This window comes from Brevibacillus antibioticus, assembly GCF_005217615.1.
GTDB lineage: Bacteria > Bacillota > Bacilli > Brevibacillales > Brevibacillaceae > Brevibacillus > Brevibacillus antibioticus.
In genome coordinates this window covers 3,057,754-3,073,001 of the sequence record NZ_SZNK01000001.1, presented here as the reverse complement: position 1 = coordinate 3,073,001, position 15,248 = coordinate 3,057,754, and the positions used below count along the sequence as shown (strand labels likewise).

At 48.0% G+C, this 15,248-nt stretch carries 13 protein-coding genes; 7 read left to right on the top strand and 6 right to left on the bottom strand.

The window, feature by feature from the left end; genetic code table 11:
* Positions 1-159: 159 nt before the first annotated feature.
* Genes E8L90_RS14310 through E8L90_RS14290 form a run of 5 tightly spaced genes read left to right on the top strand, consistent with a single transcriptional unit; the run spans position 160 to position 3,798 of the window.
* Positions 160-990 (top strand): electron transfer flavoprotein subunit beta/FixA family protein, encoded by an 831-nt coding sequence (locus E8L90_RS14310; protein WP_137029968.1) that lies wholly within the window; start codon positions 160-162, stop codon positions 988-990.
* A complete protein-coding gene (locus tag E8L90_RS14305; protein WP_137029967.1) occupies positions 987-2,009 on the top strand; it encodes an electron transfer flavoprotein subunit alpha/FixB family protein in 1,023 nt (340 codons plus the stop codon). Before E8L90_RS14310 ends, E8L90_RS14305 begins: the two co-directional genes overlap by 4 nt.
* Entirely contained in the window at positions 2,002-3,297 is a 1,296-nt protein-coding gene (locus tag E8L90_RS14300) for an FAD-dependent oxidoreductase (protein WP_137029966.1), read from the top strand. The genes E8L90_RS14305 and E8L90_RS14300 overlap by 8 nt, the downstream gene beginning before the upstream one ends.
* On the top strand, positions 3,297-3,593 hold the full coding sequence (locus tag E8L90_RS14295) for a ferredoxin family protein (protein ID WP_012685452.1): 297 nt from the start codon (positions 3,297-3,299) through the stop codon (positions 3,591-3,593). Before E8L90_RS14300 ends, E8L90_RS14295 begins: the two co-directional genes overlap by 1 nt.
* A 16-nt stretch (positions 3,594-3,609) precedes the next feature.
* Complete coding sequence (locus tag E8L90_RS14290; protein ID WP_137029965.1) at positions 3,610-3,798, top strand: hypothetical protein; 189 nt, start codon at positions 3,610-3,612, stop codon at positions 3,796-3,798.
* Between the two features lie 38 nt (positions 3,799-3,836).
* Here E8L90_RS14290 and E8L90_RS14285 read toward each other — a convergent pair whose 3' ends face one another.
* The 5 genes from E8L90_RS14285 to E8L90_RS14270 all read right to left on the bottom strand — a co-directional run bounded on the left by E8L90_RS14285 (position 3,837) and on the right by E8L90_RS14270 (position 12,159).
* Positions 3,837-4,226 carry a M67 family metallopeptidase gene (locus E8L90_RS14285; RefSeq protein WP_244297226.1) on the bottom strand — a complete coding sequence of 130 codons (390 nt, stop codon included), beginning with the start codon at positions 4,224-4,226 and terminating at the stop codon, positions 3,837-3,839.
* Between the two features lie 22 nt (positions 4,227-4,248).
* Positions 4,249-4,425: a hypothetical protein gene (locus E8L90_RS30790; RefSeq protein WP_217366941.1), complete on the bottom strand. Its 177-nt coding sequence runs from the start codon at positions 4,423-4,425 to the stop codon at positions 4,249-4,251.
* An 83-nt stretch (positions 4,426-4,508) separates the two neighbouring features.
* Positions 4,509-9,812: a hypothetical protein gene (locus E8L90_RS14280; protein WP_137029963.1), complete on the bottom strand. Its 5,304-nt coding sequence runs from the start codon at positions 9,810-9,812 to the stop codon at positions 4,509-4,511.
* Positions 9,813-9,963: 151 nt separating this feature from the next.
* The gene (locus E8L90_RS14275; RefSeq protein ID WP_137029962.1) at positions 9,964-11,166 is read right to left on the bottom strand and encodes a BMQ_0737 family morphogenetic spore coat protein; all 1,203 of its coding nucleotides are present in this window, start codon (positions 11,164-11,166) and stop codon (positions 9,964-9,966) included.
* Between the two features lie 108 nt (positions 11,167-11,274).
* A complete protein-coding gene (locus E8L90_RS14270) occupies positions 11,275-12,159 on the bottom strand; it encodes a glycosyltransferase family 2 protein (protein ID WP_137029961.1) in 885 nt (294 codons plus the stop codon).
* A 136-nt stretch (positions 12,160-12,295) separates the two neighbouring features.
* Between E8L90_RS14270 and E8L90_RS14265 the strand changes: the two genes are divergently transcribed.
* Positions 12,296-13,648, top strand: a complete 1,353-nt coding sequence (locus E8L90_RS14265; protein WP_137029960.1) for a hypothetical protein — start codon at positions 12,296-12,298, stop codon at positions 13,646-13,648.
* Between the two features lie 55 nt (positions 13,649-13,703).
* Here E8L90_RS14265 and E8L90_RS14260 read toward each other — a convergent pair whose 3' ends face one another.
* Complete coding sequence (locus E8L90_RS14260; RefSeq protein ID WP_137029959.1) at positions 13,704-14,801, bottom strand: peptidoglycan-binding protein; 1,098 nt, start codon at positions 14,799-14,801, stop codon at positions 13,704-13,706.
* Between the two features lie 95 nt (positions 14,802-14,896).
* On the opposite strand from E8L90_RS14260, the gene E8L90_RS14255 reads away from it, so the two are divergent.
* Positions 14,897-15,244, top strand: a complete 348-nt coding sequence (locus E8L90_RS14255) for a DUF1360 domain-containing protein (protein WP_137029958.1) — start codon at positions 14,897-14,899, stop codon at positions 15,242-15,244.
* Positions 15,245-15,248 lie beyond the last annotated feature (4 nt).

Sequence of the window (15,248 nt, the reverse complement as noted above, 5' to 3'; positions counted from 1 at the left end):
TGGCGTCTTTTTCGTTTCTATGATTACTGGTCTAAGCTCGGCTTCATCGAAATAGGCTATAACAATGAACGACAAGCTGCCTGAGCTAATTGCGCGTAAGAAAGGCAACCTTTTGTACAGGCATAGGAATCGCGCCACGGCAGCAAGGGGGGATCAATCATGCTGCATATTGTCGCTTGCATTAAGCAAGTGCCGGACACCAAAATCATCAAGATGAATCCGAAGACGAATACGATGGATCGCGCCAGTGCGCCAGCGATTCTCAACCCGTATGATGCACATGCGGTGGAGGAAGCCGTTCGTTTGAAAAGTCGATATGGGGGTGTGGTCTCAGTCGTCACCATGGGACCGCCGCCAGCGGTAAAGGCCATTCGGAAATGTATCGAGATCGGGGCAGACGCAGGCTATCTGGTAACGGATCGTGCATTTGCCGGAGCAGACACATTGGCGACCAGCTATGCAATTACCAAAGCCATTGAGAAGATTGCAAAAAGCCAGCCAGTCGACCTCGTCATTTGCGGCAAGATGACCATCGACGGTGATACGGGACAAGTCGGACCAGGAGTTGCCAGAAGGTTGGATATTCCGCCACTTACGTGTGTGCAAAAAGTAGTGGAGATAAACAGAGAACAAGGCTACGCTATCGTGCATCGAAAGCTGGAGGATGGTTATGAAGTCATTCAATCGATTTTGCCTTGTTTGTTTTCCGTGGAGAAGGAGATTAACGAAGTACCTTATTCTCCGCTGCCCAACATGCTTCGAGCTGCTAGATATAATCCTGTTGTCTGGTCCGTCGATGACTTGGGGGATATCGATCGGACGCAGTTAGGTCTGAAGGGCTCTCCCACCATCGTTGCAAAAGTTTGGCCCCCAGAGAAGCCAAAGGGTGGAGAAATGCTCGAAGGAAGCACCAGCGAGCAAATCGCACGCTTGATGGAAATTTTGCACGATAAACAGCGACTGTTTCGGGTGAAGGAGGAGCAGATATGAATCTGGATGATTTTCGTGGCATCTGGGTGTTTTTAGAGGTGAGTGAAGGCCGTATCGCCCCTGTATCACTCGAGCTATTGGGGGCGGGAAGACAAATGGCTGACAAGCGAGACGTGCCACTTGCTGGCTTGTTAATCGGGGATGGAGTCAAGGAGTTGGCCCACACGGCGTTTCCATACGGTGCGGACCAAGTGTATGTATACGATGACAAGATTTTTCATGATTACCGAACAGAGTCCTACATGCGAGCTGTCATCGAATGTGTCCAAAAGCACAAGCCGGAAATTATCTTGTACGGGGCGACTTCAACGGGTAAAGATTTGGCTAGCGCTGTTGCGACGGACTTGGAGACAGGGCTGACCGCCGATACGACTATGCTCGATGTGAACGCGGAGTCAGGGTTGTTGGAGGCGAGCCGTCCAGCGTTTGGTGGTAACATCATGGCGACGATTTTGTGCAAGAAACATCGACCGCAAATGGCAACCGTTCGCCCAAAAGTCATGAAAGCGCTTGAGCCAGACGAGTCACGTACAGGAGATATCATGGAAGAAAGCTTGGAGTTGCGTGAAGAAGACATTCGCACAAAAGTGCTGAAAATCGTCCGAGAGACGAAGGAAAAGGTGCGGCTGGATGAGGCGGATGTGATTGTCGCTGGCGGCAAGGGACTCGGAAGCAGGGAAGGCTTTGCGCTTATTCATCGCTTCGCAGAACGAATCGGAGCAACGGTCGGGGCTAGCAGAGATGCGGTGGAAGCGGGATGGATCAGTCATGAACATCAGGTCGGACAGACGGGAGTGACTGTCACGCCCAAAATTTACTTTGCCATCGGCATATCGGGAGCTATTCAGCATTTGGTCGGCATGCGTAACTCGGGATTGATCATTGCCATCAATAAAGATCCGAATGCACTCATCTTCCAGTCTTGTCACTACGGTATTGTCGGTGATGCATTTGAAATTGTGCCATTGCTGATTGAAGCATTCCAAAAGGAGCCGGACAAGGAGGTAACGTATGGCTGAGAAATTTGATGTAATCATTGTCGGAGCAGGTCCGGCTGGAACAGCTTGTGCTTATACGCTTGCCAAAGCGGGTGTAAATGTACTATTGATGGAGCGCGGGGAATATCCGGGTTCCAAAAACGTCATGGGAGGTGTTTTGTATCGCAAAACGATGGAAGACATCATCCCCGAATTTTACAAGGAGGCGCCTGTTGAACGGCCGATCGTCGAGCAGCGGTTTATGATGCTCGATAAGGAATCAGCGATCAATTTCAGTTACAAAGGCCTGGAGTGGGCCCAGGAACCCTATAACAATTTCACGGTGCTGCGGGCGAAATTTGACCAATGGTTTGCGGATAAAGCCGTGCAGCAGGGAGCACTATTACTCAATGAGACCGTTGCTTTGGAGTGCATGGTTGAAAATGGAAAAGTAGTCGGTGTGAAAACGGATCGACCGGATGGGGATCTATACGCAGATGTTGTCGTTCTGGCAGACGGCGTCAACTCCTTGCTGGCGAAATCGTTAGGTTTCCACAAGGAGTTTCGCCCAGATGAAGTAGCGCTTGCTGTCATGGAAGTACTGAAGCTGGATCGCAAAATAATTGAGGATCGCTTTAACCTAGAGGGCGATCACGGTTGTACGGTTGAAATTTTCGGAGATTCGACCAAAGGGATTTTGGGGACGGCTTGGTTGTATACGAATAAGGACAGCTTGAACATTGGGGTAGGGACAATGCTGTCGGGTCTGATCAAAAACAAGATCAAGCCGTATGAGTTGTTAGACTATGTAAAGAATCACCCGATGATTCGGCCGTATATTCAAGGCTGTGAGCAGCAGGAATACTTGGCGCACCTGATTCCCGAGGGAGGGTATCGTTCCATTCCCAAAATTGTCGGTAATGGTGTACTTGTCGTAGGAGATGCTGCCCAGCTCGTCAATGCGATCCATCGAGAGGGATCGAATATGGCAATGGCATCTGGTGTCATGGCGGCGGAAACGATCCTAGCGGCAAAAGAAGCAGGGGACTATTCCGAAAAAACGCTCGACGAATACCGAATCAATCTGTTAAACAGCTTTGTCGGTCAAGATTTGAAAAAGTACAAGGACGCAACACATCACTTTGAAAAATTCCCGCAGTATATCGAACAATATATTCCGATGATGAACAAAGCGGCGAGTCAGATGTTCACGGTTGATGGCAGCTCGAAATGGAGCAAGCAAAAGAAAATCTGGAGCGACCTCGGCTCTGCGAAGGACAAATGGAAAATGGCGCGTGATTTGATGAATGCGTGGAGGGTGATGAAGTGATGCAGGATATACCGAAGGGCCAGTCAATCGAGGAGAAACAGTATCTCGTGCGCTTCAAAGCGGATACGGAGTCACATCTGCATGTGCTCTCCGCTGATGTTTGTGCGACGCAATGCCCTGATAAGCTCTGTACAATCTTTTGTCCTGCGGAAGTATACAAATGGGAAGAAGTGCGGATGCACGTCGGCTACGAAGGATGCCACGAGTGTGGGAGCTGCCGCATAGGTTGCCCGTATGAAAATATCAAATGGGTGTATCCGAAGGGTGGACACGGAATCATCTTCAGACTCGGGTAATAGGCGGCGATAAGCGGTGATACAAGTAGGCGATCTGGTCATATATGTAAAGGATGGGGCAAAGGGAGTCGTCGTCCATATTGAGGAGGACCGCTTTCAGATAAAGTGGGAAGATGATTTTGTCAGCTGGGAGAAAAGGGAATGGCTGTTGCCCAGTTCATTGGAACAGGGCGATCTGCCAAAACAGAAAGAACAGCGGGAGTAAAATTCCCACTGTTCTTTTGTTTTAGGTGGTTTTAAGCATTAGTTACACACTTTATAAGGATACGCTCGAGCAAAAGCCCCCTCGATTCGAAAACAGCCGAGTACTGGTTGTGGAGAAGCGAGTGATACGATTAGATATGCGGCCTCCGGGTAATGACAGTAAGCTATATCTTCAGGTGACGGAATGGGGGGCGCAGTAGGATGTGAGTGATAGATCCCGACCAAATGCTCTCCGCGAAACGCCATTTTGTGGAAAACCTGTTGAATTTGCTTGGGGTCCATGGCAAAGGCGATCGGGCTTTTTAACGTATTTTCCATACGCCAAACCGTCTGTGCACTTCCATTTCTACCGGAAAGCAATCCACACGCTTCATTTGGCCTCTTCTCCAGGGAATCTCGGATGATTTCATCCCAGACCGCACGTGTCATGGAAAAGGGGGTCTCTAAAAGATTAGCCCTGCCAACGCCTGCCGCAGCATCCTCCACTCGTTCTAGTCTGGACGGACGGTTGGACTCTGTGAACCGGACCGGATTTTGGCAAAGGCGATGGCGGCATTCGACGCTGGGTAGGTTGAACTGGGTGTTGTTGACGCTGTTGGTACAGTGCACGCATTTGTTCAGGTGTCATGGTTTTTCCTCCCTTTCTGGACTGTATTATGTTGTATTCAGGTTAGATTCACATGGTAACGGCACTCGCACATTTTCCCTTTTTCAACGAAACGGGTTGAATTCGTTGGCGCTTTTTGGAAAGGGCATCTGCATTGTTACTGGTGTGGAAGATAACTGTTGTGTAGAGGGATCTGAGCTTGGCATGAATGGCGTGTTTGGTTGGAATTGGGTGCTTGGCTGAAATTGGGTATTTTGCTGGAGTTGACTGAAGGCTTTAGTGGTTCGAGCTTCTTTTTGCGTGAATTCTTTGATGATTTGCTTGTATTTTTCTTCGTTGTTCTGGAGTTCTTTCACCATGTTTTTGAGTCCGGTTATCGTCTTTTTCAACACTTGCTCCTGGGATGTAAACTCCTCAATAGCTTTTTCTTTTTCTGTTAACAAAGAGTCGTATTTTTGGGTAGTTTTCTCCAGGACTTCGTTCCATTTATTTTTTTGAAGAGAGACGTTCGCGAGCTTTTCGTCAGTTTCTTTGGCTTGTTGCTGAAAAGCTTTGATACGATCCTGTGCCTCCGTTAATTTCTGCTGAGTATCTTTTAACTCCGACTGGAGACTCTTAACGGCGTTTTGTGTTTGTTGGATTTCTTCGTCACGTTTTTGGATGCTTTGCTGCAATTCCTGTTCATGCAGGGAATGCGATTCGGCCAGCTTTTTATAGTCAGCGACGAGTTGATTTTTCGTTAACCGAGCTGCTTCCAGCTCAAGCAGAGCTTCCGTTAATTGTTGGGAAGTCTCTTCGTGCTTTGCAGTCCAGCTTTGTTCGAGATCGATTGCTTTTTGCAACATCTCATGGCGGGTGGCTTCTAGCTCTTGCTCCTTTGTAAGTAAATCTTGTTTTTGCGCTTCGAGTTCTTGTTCTCGGGTGTACATATCTTGATTCTGCATTTGTAGCTCCTGCTCCCGGGTTTGCAAGTCTTGCCTTTGAACTTGGATTTCTTGCTCATGAGAGAGTAGTGCCTGTTCCAGTGTGTTTAGTTGTTGCTCCTGAGTAAGCAACTCCTGTTCACGAGTGTGTAGGGTAAGCGCTTGGGCGTGCAGCTCCTGCTCTTGGTTGTGTAGTTCTTGATCCCGCGCGTGCAGCTCTTGTTTCATCGTGAGTAACTCTTGCTCGTGGGAGTGGATTTCCTGCTCATGAGAGAGAAGCTCCTGCCCGCGAAGCAGCAGCGCTTGCTCTCGGGATTGGAGTCCTTGTTCTTGAACCTGTAGTTCTTGGCTCTGAGTCAAAAGCGCTTGCTCCTGCGAGAGATTGGCATGTTCCCAATCCCGAAGCCCCTGTTCGTGGGTCTTGAGCTCTTGTTCTTGAGCCTGCAACGCCTGTGCATGAGCTTGTTGTTCTTTTCCTTGGGCTTGCAGCTCTTGTTCAAAACCGTTTAGTTCTTCTTCCCGTGCTTGAAGGTCTCGCGTCTGCTCGAGAAGTTCTTGATCTCGGGTCTGAAGCCCTTGCTCGAAAGCGAGCAGCTCTTGTTCTCTTGTCTGGAGGTTACGATTCTGAGAGTGAAGTTCTTGCCCGCGAGTTTGCAGCTCTTGCTCGAGAATGTAAAGGTCTTGCTCTCGCGCTTGAAGGTATTGCGTCTGGGTGAGAAGGTCTTGCCCTTGAGTTTTAAGCCCTTGTTCGAGGATTGTTAGTTCTTGTTCTTTTGTTTGTAGGTTATCTGCTTGCGTTTGCAGTTCTTGCCCTTGTACTTGGAGCTCTTGCTCAAAATTGAGAAGTTTCTGCTCCCGTGCGTTGAGGTCTTGCGTCTGGGAATGCAGCTCTAATGCTTTGGACGTGAGTTGTTGTTCTTGTGTCTGCAAACTTTGAGTTAGGGATTGAAGCTGTTGTTCTTTCGTTTGTAGGTTTTGAGCCAAGGCTTGGAGGTCTTGCTCTTTCGTCTGAAGTTCTTTCCCAAGACCGAGAAGTTCCTGTTCTCGTGAGTTGAGATCTTGCGTCAGGGAATGCAGCTCTAGCTCTTTGGACTGGAGCTGTTGTTCTTGAGTTTGAAGGGTATGTTTCAGGGATTGCAGTTCTTGGTTTTGCGTCTGAAGCTCTTGTTCGAGACCGAGAAGTTCCTGCTCCCGTCCTTGAAGGTCTTGTGTTTGGGAATGCAGCTCTAGCTCTTTGGACTGGAGCTGTTGTTCGTGCGTCTGTAGGGTATGTTTTAGGGATTGAAGTTCTTGGTTTTGCGTGTGAAGCTCTTGTTCGAGACCGAGAAGTTCCTGCTCCCGTGCTTGAAGGTCTTGTGTTTGGGAATGCAGCTCTAGCTCTTTGGAGGTGAGCTGTTTCTCTTTCGTTTGCAGGTTATGCTTTAGGGATTGAAGTTCTTGGTTTTGCGTGTGAAGCTCTTGTTCGAGACCGAGAAGGTCCTGTTCTCGTGAGTTGAGGTCTTGCGTCAGGGAATGCAGCTCTAGCTCTTTGGACTGGAGTTGTTGTTCTTGCGTCTGTAGGGTATGTTTTAGGGATTGAAGTTCTTGGTTTTGCGTTTGAAGCTCTTGTTCGAGATCGAGAAGTTCCTGCTCCCGTGCTTGAAGGTCTTGTGTTTGGGAATGCAGCTCTAGCTCTTTGGATGTGAGCTGTTGTTCTTTTGTTTGCAGGTTATGCTTTAGGGATTGCAGTTCTTGGTTTTGCGTGTGAAGCTCTTGTTCGAGACCGAGAAGGTCCTGTTCTCGTGAATTGAGGTCTTGCGTCAGGGAATGCAGCTCTAGCTCTTTGGACTGGAGCTGTTGTTCGTGCGTCTGTAGGGTATGTTTTAGGGATTGAAGTTCTTGGTTTTGCGTTTGAAGCTCTTGTTCGAGATCGAGAAGTTCCTGCTCCCGTGCTTGAAGGTCTTGTGTTTGGGAATGCAGCTCTAGCTCTTTGGATGTGAGCTGTTGTTCTTTTGTTTGCAGGTTATGCTTTAGGGATTGTAGTTCTTGGTTTTGCGTGTGAAGCTCTTGTTCGAGACCGAGAAGGTCCTGTTCTCGTGAGTTGAGGTCTTGCGTCAGGGAATGCAGCTCTAGCTCTTTGGACTGGAGTTGTTGTTCTTGCGTCTGTAGGGTATGTTTTAGGGATTGAAGTTCTTGGTTTTGCGTGTGAAGCTCTTGTTCGAGATCGAGAAGTTCCTGCTCCCGTGCTTGAAGGTCTTGTGTTTGGGAATGCAGCTCTAGCTCTTTGGACTGGAGCTGTTGTTCTTGCGTCTGTAGGGTATGTTTTAGGGATTGAAGTTCTTGGTCTTGCGTCTGAAGCTCTTGTTCGAGATCGAGAAGTTCCTGCTGCCGTGCTTGAAGGTCTTGCGTTTGGGAATGCAGCTCTAGCTCTTTGGACTGGAGCTGTTGTTCTTGCGTCTGAAGGGTATGTTTTAGGGATTGAAGTTCTTGGTTTTGCGTGTGAAGCTCTTGTTCGAGACTGAGAAGGTCCTGTTCGCGTGAGTTGAGATCTTGTGTCAGGGAATGCAGCTCTAGCTCTTTGGACTGGAGTTGTTGTTCTTGAGTTTGAAGGGTATGTTTCAGGGATTGCAGTTCTTGGTTTTGCGTGTGAAGCTCTTGTTCGAGACCGAAAAGATCCTGTTCGCGTGAGATGAGGTCTTGCGTCAGGGAATGCAGCTCTAGCTCTTTGGACTGGAGCTGTTGTTCTTTCGTTTGCAGGTTATGCTCTAGGGATTGCAGTTCTTGGGATTGCGTGTGAAGCTCTTGTTCGAGACCGAGAAGTTCCTGTTCGCGTGAGTTGAGGCCTTGTGTCAGGGAATGCAGCTCTAGCTCTTTGGACTGGAGCTGTTGTTCTTTCGTTTGGAGGTTATGCTCTAGGGATTGAAGTTCTTGGTTTTGCGTCCGAATCTCTTGTTCTAGACCGAAAAGATCCTGTTCGCGTGAGATGAGGTCTTGCGTCAGGGAATGCAGCTCTAGCTCTTTGGACTGGAGCTGTTGTTCTTTCGTTTGCAGGTTATGCTCTAGGGATTGCAGTTCTTGGTCTTGCGTCTGAAGCTCTTGTTCGAGACCGAGAAGTTCCTGTTTTCGTGAGATGAGGTCTTGCGTCAGGGAATGCAGTTCTAGCTCTTTGGAGGTGAGCTGTTGTTCTTGCGTCTGCAGGGTATGCTTTAGGGATTGGAGTTCTTGGCCTTGCGCTTGTAACGCTTGTTCAAGACCGAGAAGTTCCTGCTCCTGTGCTTGAAGTGTTTGTGTCTGAGACTGCAGCTCCAGCTCCTTAGCCTCGAGCTTTTGAACTGTAACAACTAGCTCGTGTTCTTTCGTCTGCAGGTTATGCGTTAGGGATTGCAGTTCTTGGTTCTGCGTCTGAAGCTCTTGCTCAAGACTGAGAAGTTCCTGCTCCCGTGCTTGAAGTGTTTGTGTCTGTGAATGTATTTCCAGCCCTCTCGTCTGGAGCTCTTGCTGGAAAGTGAGTAGCTCTTGTTCTTTCGTTTGCTGGTTATGCGCTTGAGAATGCAGTTCTAACCATTGCGTTTGAAGCTCTTGTTCAAGAACGAGAAGTTCCTGCTCCCGTTTTTGTAGGTGTTGCGTCTGAGAATGCAGCTCCTGCCCCTTCGATTGGAGGTCTTGCTCTCGTACCTGTAGGTCTTGCTCGCGCTGCTCCCAATTTGCGCTTTCTTCTGTAAGCTGCTGTAAGTCAGAGAGTGTCCGCTCTTCCCGTGCCCGTGCGTCCTCCAACTGCTGATTCAATGATTCGATTCTGGATAGTTGCTCGTGCTGCCTCATCTGCGCACTCTCAAACTCTTCATTTACATGATCTAGAGCTTGTTTCCATGTGAGTTGTTGCTGTTCCAAATGCGCGATCATGTCTAAATGCTGCTGGCGTTCATGCAGGATCTCCTCGATTTGACTCAGCTTCTGCTGATCTTGCTCATGTAACGCTTTTTGCCATTGTGCCTCTTTTTCTTCGTAGCTTTGTACTTGCCGTTGGAGCAATTCAATGTGCTCGCGCAAGTGTGCTTCCTGTGCTTGATGTTTGGACATGATTTCTTCAAGCCGTGGACCTTTTCGTTGCTCTCTGATCGCGGTTTGCAGGCTGTCGATCGAACTCTTTAGTTTTGCCTCTGTTTCCTGGTGGTCGGTTATGGCATTTTCGCGTTGTTTGAGGAGATGTTCGTAGTAGTCGAGCTTGCTCTTCATTTCTTGAAGCATGTCTTGTGAATCATTCAAGCGCTGCTTCCATTCTGCCCCTTTGCTGTTCCAATCGTGGAGGTTCTGGTTTAAATGTTCAAGCTGCTCTCTATATGCTTCGTTTTTTTGGGATGTTTCCTCTATCAGCTTTTGTAGGTGCCACACTTCTTGCATGAGTTGGTTTGTTTTTTCTTCGTAGTAGTGTGCTTGTTTTTTTAGCAGGAGGAGCTTCTCATTTTCTCTCGACTTGTTCGCGTTGGAGATTCTCCTTTTGTACACAGTGTTGTCCTCCTTTTTCCGTCTGGCTTTCCCATATAGACATATGTACGGGGTGGGAATTGGTGCCTGTATTGTAATGACGGCTTTTCTATAGAAAAAACGGGAGAAGTGCTAGTCTTCTCCCGCCTGATTGGAAACGAATATTTTTTTCTTACGGAGTGGTAATGACAATATCTCCGAACGTGATGCAATCGGCAACCAGTAATTGTTCGTCTGGAACGACTGTAATGGTGGCGCTGAAGACGAGGACACCAGAAGAGTCGGTGAGTGTCAGAATGATAACGTCTGGCAGGCCGAGTCCTGTTTCGGCGAGTGTCAGAGAGTAGGTCAGTGTTTCTTGTGCGCCTGTTGCTGTGAATGTCCGTACACCAGTACCTGTTACGACCAGACCTGTCACAATTGGCAGGATAGGCAGTACGGTAATGCATGTCGGAGAGCTGATAGTCGTTGGCGAGAAGCTGAAGCTTTGATCGCCGAGGACATCAGGCAGGAGAGCATCAAAGAAGTTAAAGGTAAACGAGCTGCTGGATGGATCGCAACTTGGGCAGATATCTGCGATGAGCTGGATCGTACCGACGGCAATGGCGAGTGGAATACCAATAGAAATAGAGACGTTTGGTACCAACGCATTGACGGACGCCTGGCAATCGCAGTTGCGTACTGGGAAGATTGGTGGGCATTGTGGCGGGAATGTGATCGGTGGGCAACGGAAAGATGGCGTTGGCGATGGAATTGGAATGTTGTTTGGACGCGGAGAGCAGAATTTCGCCAATACTTCCAGTTTGACTTCTGCTTCTACCTGGATTTCTACGCAGACAATGACGTCGAGTTGAACCATGCCGCCGAGGAGAACTGTACCGGTTGGTGAGCACTCGAAAGCACTGATTCGGCACAAGATATTGTGCTCATCCAGCGGTTCAGGCAGGCAGAGAACGACTTCCTGATCGAATTGCACGGTTGTTGTGAATTCGCAGAGAGGTGTTCCGTCTGCAAATACGCGAACGAGCACAGTGGCTCCGAACACGAAGCGAACGACACCGACCCGAACAGTGGTCCCATTGACTGTAATGTTCTCGCGGCGAATACTGACGACTCTGCAAGTAGGACCAGGAGAAACTGGCTCAACGCAGGAGAGCGTGATATCTTGCCCTGCACGAATGGCAGCGTCTACCAGAGCTTGACAATCGTCGGGAAGGGCAATCTTGTTTCGGTAGCTGTTCGCTAATACTACCCAGTCATACACCTTATTGACACGAATGCACTCTTCCTGCAGGTTGTTCGATATAGGAGGAGTTGCTGTAGGCGTCGGTGTAGGGAGCTGGCGACCCATAATGGGCTTCACGTGATGTTTCACCGTAAGAATCCTTCCTTTCCTAGGGAGTTTGCTTTGCAGTTACATACTATGTGGGCAACGGGAGTTTGGCATGTTGAGCATGCGCCTATTTTTTAGGTCACTATCTTGTCAGAATGGAATTTGAAATTTTTGAAAGAACCAGTTGTCGTCGAATTTTCTTTGGGCATTGTATCGAACACGCTGAGCAGCAGCCCCGCAAGTCAGCACATCATCCGCAATTTCACTCGCATTTGCGTAGAGCACAAGTTTTTTCGCTGCCTCAATCCGCAGCTCGTTAAAATGGCTGTACGCCATGCGAAGCATATTGTAATAAATGTGCTCATGTGCAACTGTGTAAGGGTGAACTTGCCTAAACAAATGCAAGATTTTTACAGATGGCTGGACCATACACGTATATCCAAAGAGCCACATTTTAATGGAAAACTCGATATCTTCAAATCCCCATATGCGAAAACCACGGTCAAAACCCCCGACTTTCATAAAAGCTTCTCTGGTGACCAGGAAGCATCCCCCTGGCAATATCGCAACTGGTGCCGGTCCTGTTGGCTTTGGATACCAGGTGATCTCGAGCTTTTGATTCAGATTTTGCCCATATCCAATTTTATGTGGCTCCGACATGGACGCGATTCCGGGAGCAACGCCATCTGCTTTTTTGGTAAGAATGAGCTCCATCATGCGATCGATCCAAAAGTTTTCAAAAGACAGATGGGCATCGCAAAAAATAAAGTAGTTACCGCGTGCATGATTCACGCCTAAGTTTCGTGCTGCTGCAGCACCTATGCCTTCTGTTGTAATTAATTTTATTTTTTCATTTTGCCCTTGACCTTGTAAAAAGTGACAACCATTATCAGTTGAGGCATCATCGACTACGATCACTTCATACGGATAGGTGGTTCTTGTATTCAAAAGGGAAGTGATGGTAGAACGCACATTGTCCCCCTCATTTTTTACAGGAATGATAATGGAGATCAGGGGCATTTGTGAGGTGGGCATATAACCACTCCTTTCTGTAGCCATCGTATGCGCAAAGCTTTTCTTCGGAACAGTCATCGCCAAAAATGTTCACTTTGGACACTAGGCATTCATACAATATCGCGGACTGAAGGAAAGTGCGTGAGGAGAGATGGGAATGGATGTTGATGTATATTACAGTGGTCAACGTGGCGGGACCATGCCGTATGCGGCTCTGCCAGCGTTCCGTTTATTTTGCAAGAAAAATGGCTTTCAATTGAAGTGGGATTCGACAAATAAAAGAGTGGATCTGGATCCGGGGTTGAAAGGAAAAGTTTGCGTTCTTTTTACAGGCATATCTTCAGGAGGGACCGCCTACGAGTGGGAGGTATTGGGGAACGTACAAAAATTTCTCTCCGACAGCGGTATGGAGGTTGTCTTAAGCCAAAACAATACGTCACTAGCTAAAAATACGGATGTCGCTATTCGTTTCAGTTTGAAGGAAATGCGAGCCTTAGAAAAACCGAGACTGATTTTCTTTCAGTCGGAGGATGAAAAACGGCAAGACCTGGTCAAGTGTTTGCGTACGGAAATGCAGCAATCAGGAATCCCGTGTCACTATAAAATACTCAAAAACCAAAAGCAAACTTCGATCGTTCACATCCAGTTGCAGTTGCCGCTATATACGGAAGTGAACAAGCGTAAGATTTACGCAGAAAAAATTGCGCTGCACTTAGCGTCAGGGGTTTTGGAGTATTTCCAAAATGGATTACACATTCAACCAATGGCGTTTTTACCCCCCAATATTTTAAAGCTGTTTTATTCCACGATGCTGTTTCCCTCCGACAAGGAAGGTCAGCAGGGCGCAGACGAAGAGCCAGTGGCAGAGGAAGAGCCAGTGGCAGAGGAAGAGGCAGCAATTCAAGAAAACGACCAGTCGAGTATGGAGGCCAGTGAATCAAGCAGTGAACGGGAAGAGCAATTGATCCTGGCAGAAGAAGAACTGCTTGAGCAAGTGGTGAGCATTCATCCGATCGAAGAAGTGTCTGAACAGGTTGAATTGCGTGCAGCAGCAGAAGTGTATTTTGATTACACGTTGATTCACTCTGAATCAGTTGAGAAGCCGTACCTGTTAATTGGTACACTTCAGGTGAAAAATACGGGGAACGTTGAACTGAACAATCCAATCGTTTGCCTGCGTGTCTCACCTGTCGATTCGATCAAAATGGGAGGGCAGGTATTGCCGCCGAAGCTCGTGGAGACGATGGCCGTGCAAGGTACATCGGGCTTAAAAGGATGGAGATACTTGGAAGACGATTGGTTTGCCCAAGCGATGGAGAGAGGGGAATACTGGATAGCGCCGATCCAACCTGTAACCATTGCGCCGGAATCGACGGAAGCGTTCCAAAACTTCCAGATTTCTTTTATGAAACAAGAAACGGGGAAGGGAATCGTCGTCGAGGGTGTCGTGCTGTGCAACGATCAGACGGTACACTTTTCGGCCAATAACCGGATCGCCGTGTCGTTCTAATAGGGAAGAAAAGCCACCATTTCAGTAGAAATGATGGCTTTTCCGTTCCGCGCTTCTATTTTTTCAAGAACATTTGTACGAACGTTTTCCCGTGCGGACCGCCATTTACAACAGCAATGGCTACGAAGTCGTATGTCGGACTCATGATATTGGCTTTGTGTCCGGAGGAATTCATGAACATTTGATGAGCGCTGCTTACAGAGTAGTTTTGAGCAATATTTTCAGCAGCAGCTATATAACGAATACCAAAAGTGTCCATCATTTGAAACGGTGAGCCGTAAGTGGGCGAGGTGTGGCTAAAGTACCCTTTGCTTACCATCTCTTGGGCTTTCACGCGTGCAACATTCACCAACTGCATGTCCACTTGATAAGGTGCGAGTCCGCGGCTGGTGCGCTCTTGATTCACGAGTTGAACCATTTCTTTTTCCTCAGCCGTCAAACCAGTGGGAAGAGGAACTTGCGTGCCAGCACCAGGGTTTTGCGGTTGCTCAGGCTTGCTTGGTGTTACGGGCGTCGTTGGATTTGTTGGAGTAGTTGGCTTCGTATCTGGCCCGGGCTGTACTGGATTGTTCTTGTATTGTGTTTTTATGGCTGTAAAGGTTTTGGCATCAGCTTCACCGGTCAAAGTTTGCTTATTACGTGACTGGAATAGCATGACGGCAAAGCGCGTAGATTCATCGTAATAACCCGAGGCAGTTACTTTGTATCCGAGGCCAGCGAGCATCTTTTGCAATTCCTTCACGTTTTCACCACTAGCACCCAACTTCAGCGTGACGTAATCATTGGACTCTTTGGATTCAGTAGGCTTGGACGGTGTAGATGGTGGTGTTGGCTGCTCTTGCTTGCGAGCTTGGTACACGCTCTTCAGCTTATCGTAGGTAGTTTTGTTAACAATTCCGGTTTGCGGCAGCTTGTATTTTTTCTGGAACGCTTTAACGTTATAAGCCGTGTTGCTGTTGTAAATGTTGTCCACTACCAGCTTGTAGTCGTAATGGAGTGCATCGAGCATCTTTTCCACTTCAAGCACGCGGAAGTTCTTCATCCCTTTTTTCAAAGAGGGAAAGCTAGTTTTCGCAAATGCAGGTTGTCCGATCATGGTAACGAGGACGGACAGGGAAAGGATCGTTGCCATTTTCTTCATGTTGCGATTCATCTCATCACGCCTTTCTCTGGCTTGTCGCACCACAATGGTACTAAATGTGGAACAAATGAGAAAAGCACAAAATATTGGAAAGAGGTGGAGGTGGAATGTTTGACCTCTCTTGGATCGACCTAATCATCCTCGTGCTGGCAAGCTTTCGTCTCACGCATTTGATTGTTTTTGATGAGATCACATCTTTTCTGCGAAACCCATTTTATCAGGTGTTATATGTACCCGACGAGTCGGGGCAAATGGTTCGGGACTTTCAATTTAAAGGCGGGAGGGTGCGTCAATGGATAGGGAGATTGTTGAGCTGCCATTGGTGCGTGGGAATTTGGGTGGGTGCTTTGATCGTTGGGTTGTATATGTATGTGCCAGCCGCCTATCCGTTGTTGCTCCTGCTTGCCATAGCCGGAGCGGCGGCTGTCATTGAAACGAAGCTATACACGAGTTGAATGG

Bases quoted from the DNA above. Each gene is read 5' to 3' on its own strand.
- E8L90_RS14310 (WP_137029968.1), top strand. From the start codon at position 160: ATGCTGCATATTGTCGCTTGCATTAAGCAAGTGCCGGACACCAAAATC.
- E8L90_RS14260 (WP_137029959.1), bottom strand. From the start codon at position 14,801: ATGAATCGCAACATGAAGAAAATGGCAACGATCCTTTCCCTGTCCGTC.
- E8L90_RS14305 (WP_137029967.1), top strand. From the start codon at position 987: ATGAATCTGGATGATTTTCGTGGCATCTGGGTGTTTTTAGAGGTGAGT.
- E8L90_RS14270 (WP_137029961.1), bottom strand. From the start codon at position 12,159: ATGCCCACCTCACAAATGCCCCTGATCTCCATTATCATTCCTGTAAAA.
- E8L90_RS14295 (WP_012685452.1), top strand. From the start codon at position 3,297: ATGCAGGATATACCGAAGGGCCAGTCAATCGAGGAGAAACAGTATCTC.
- E8L90_RS14285 (WP_244297226.1), bottom strand. From the start codon at position 4,226: ATGACACGTGCGGTCTGGGATGAAATCATCCGAGATTCCCTGGAGAAG.
- E8L90_RS14300 (WP_137029966.1), top strand. From the start codon at position 2,002: ATGGCTGAGAAATTTGATGTAATCATTGTCGGAGCAGGTCCGGCTGGA.
- E8L90_RS30790 (WP_217366941.1), bottom strand. From the start codon at position 4,425: ATGACACCTGAACAAATGCGTGCACTGTACCAACAGCGTCAACAACAC.
- E8L90_RS14255 (WP_137029958.1), top strand. From the start codon at position 14,897: ATGTTTGACCTCTCTTGGATCGACCTAATCATCCTCGTGCTGGCAAGC.
- E8L90_RS14265 (WP_137029960.1), top strand. From the start codon at position 12,296: ATGGATGTTGATGTATATTACAGTGGTCAACGTGGCGGGACCATGCCG.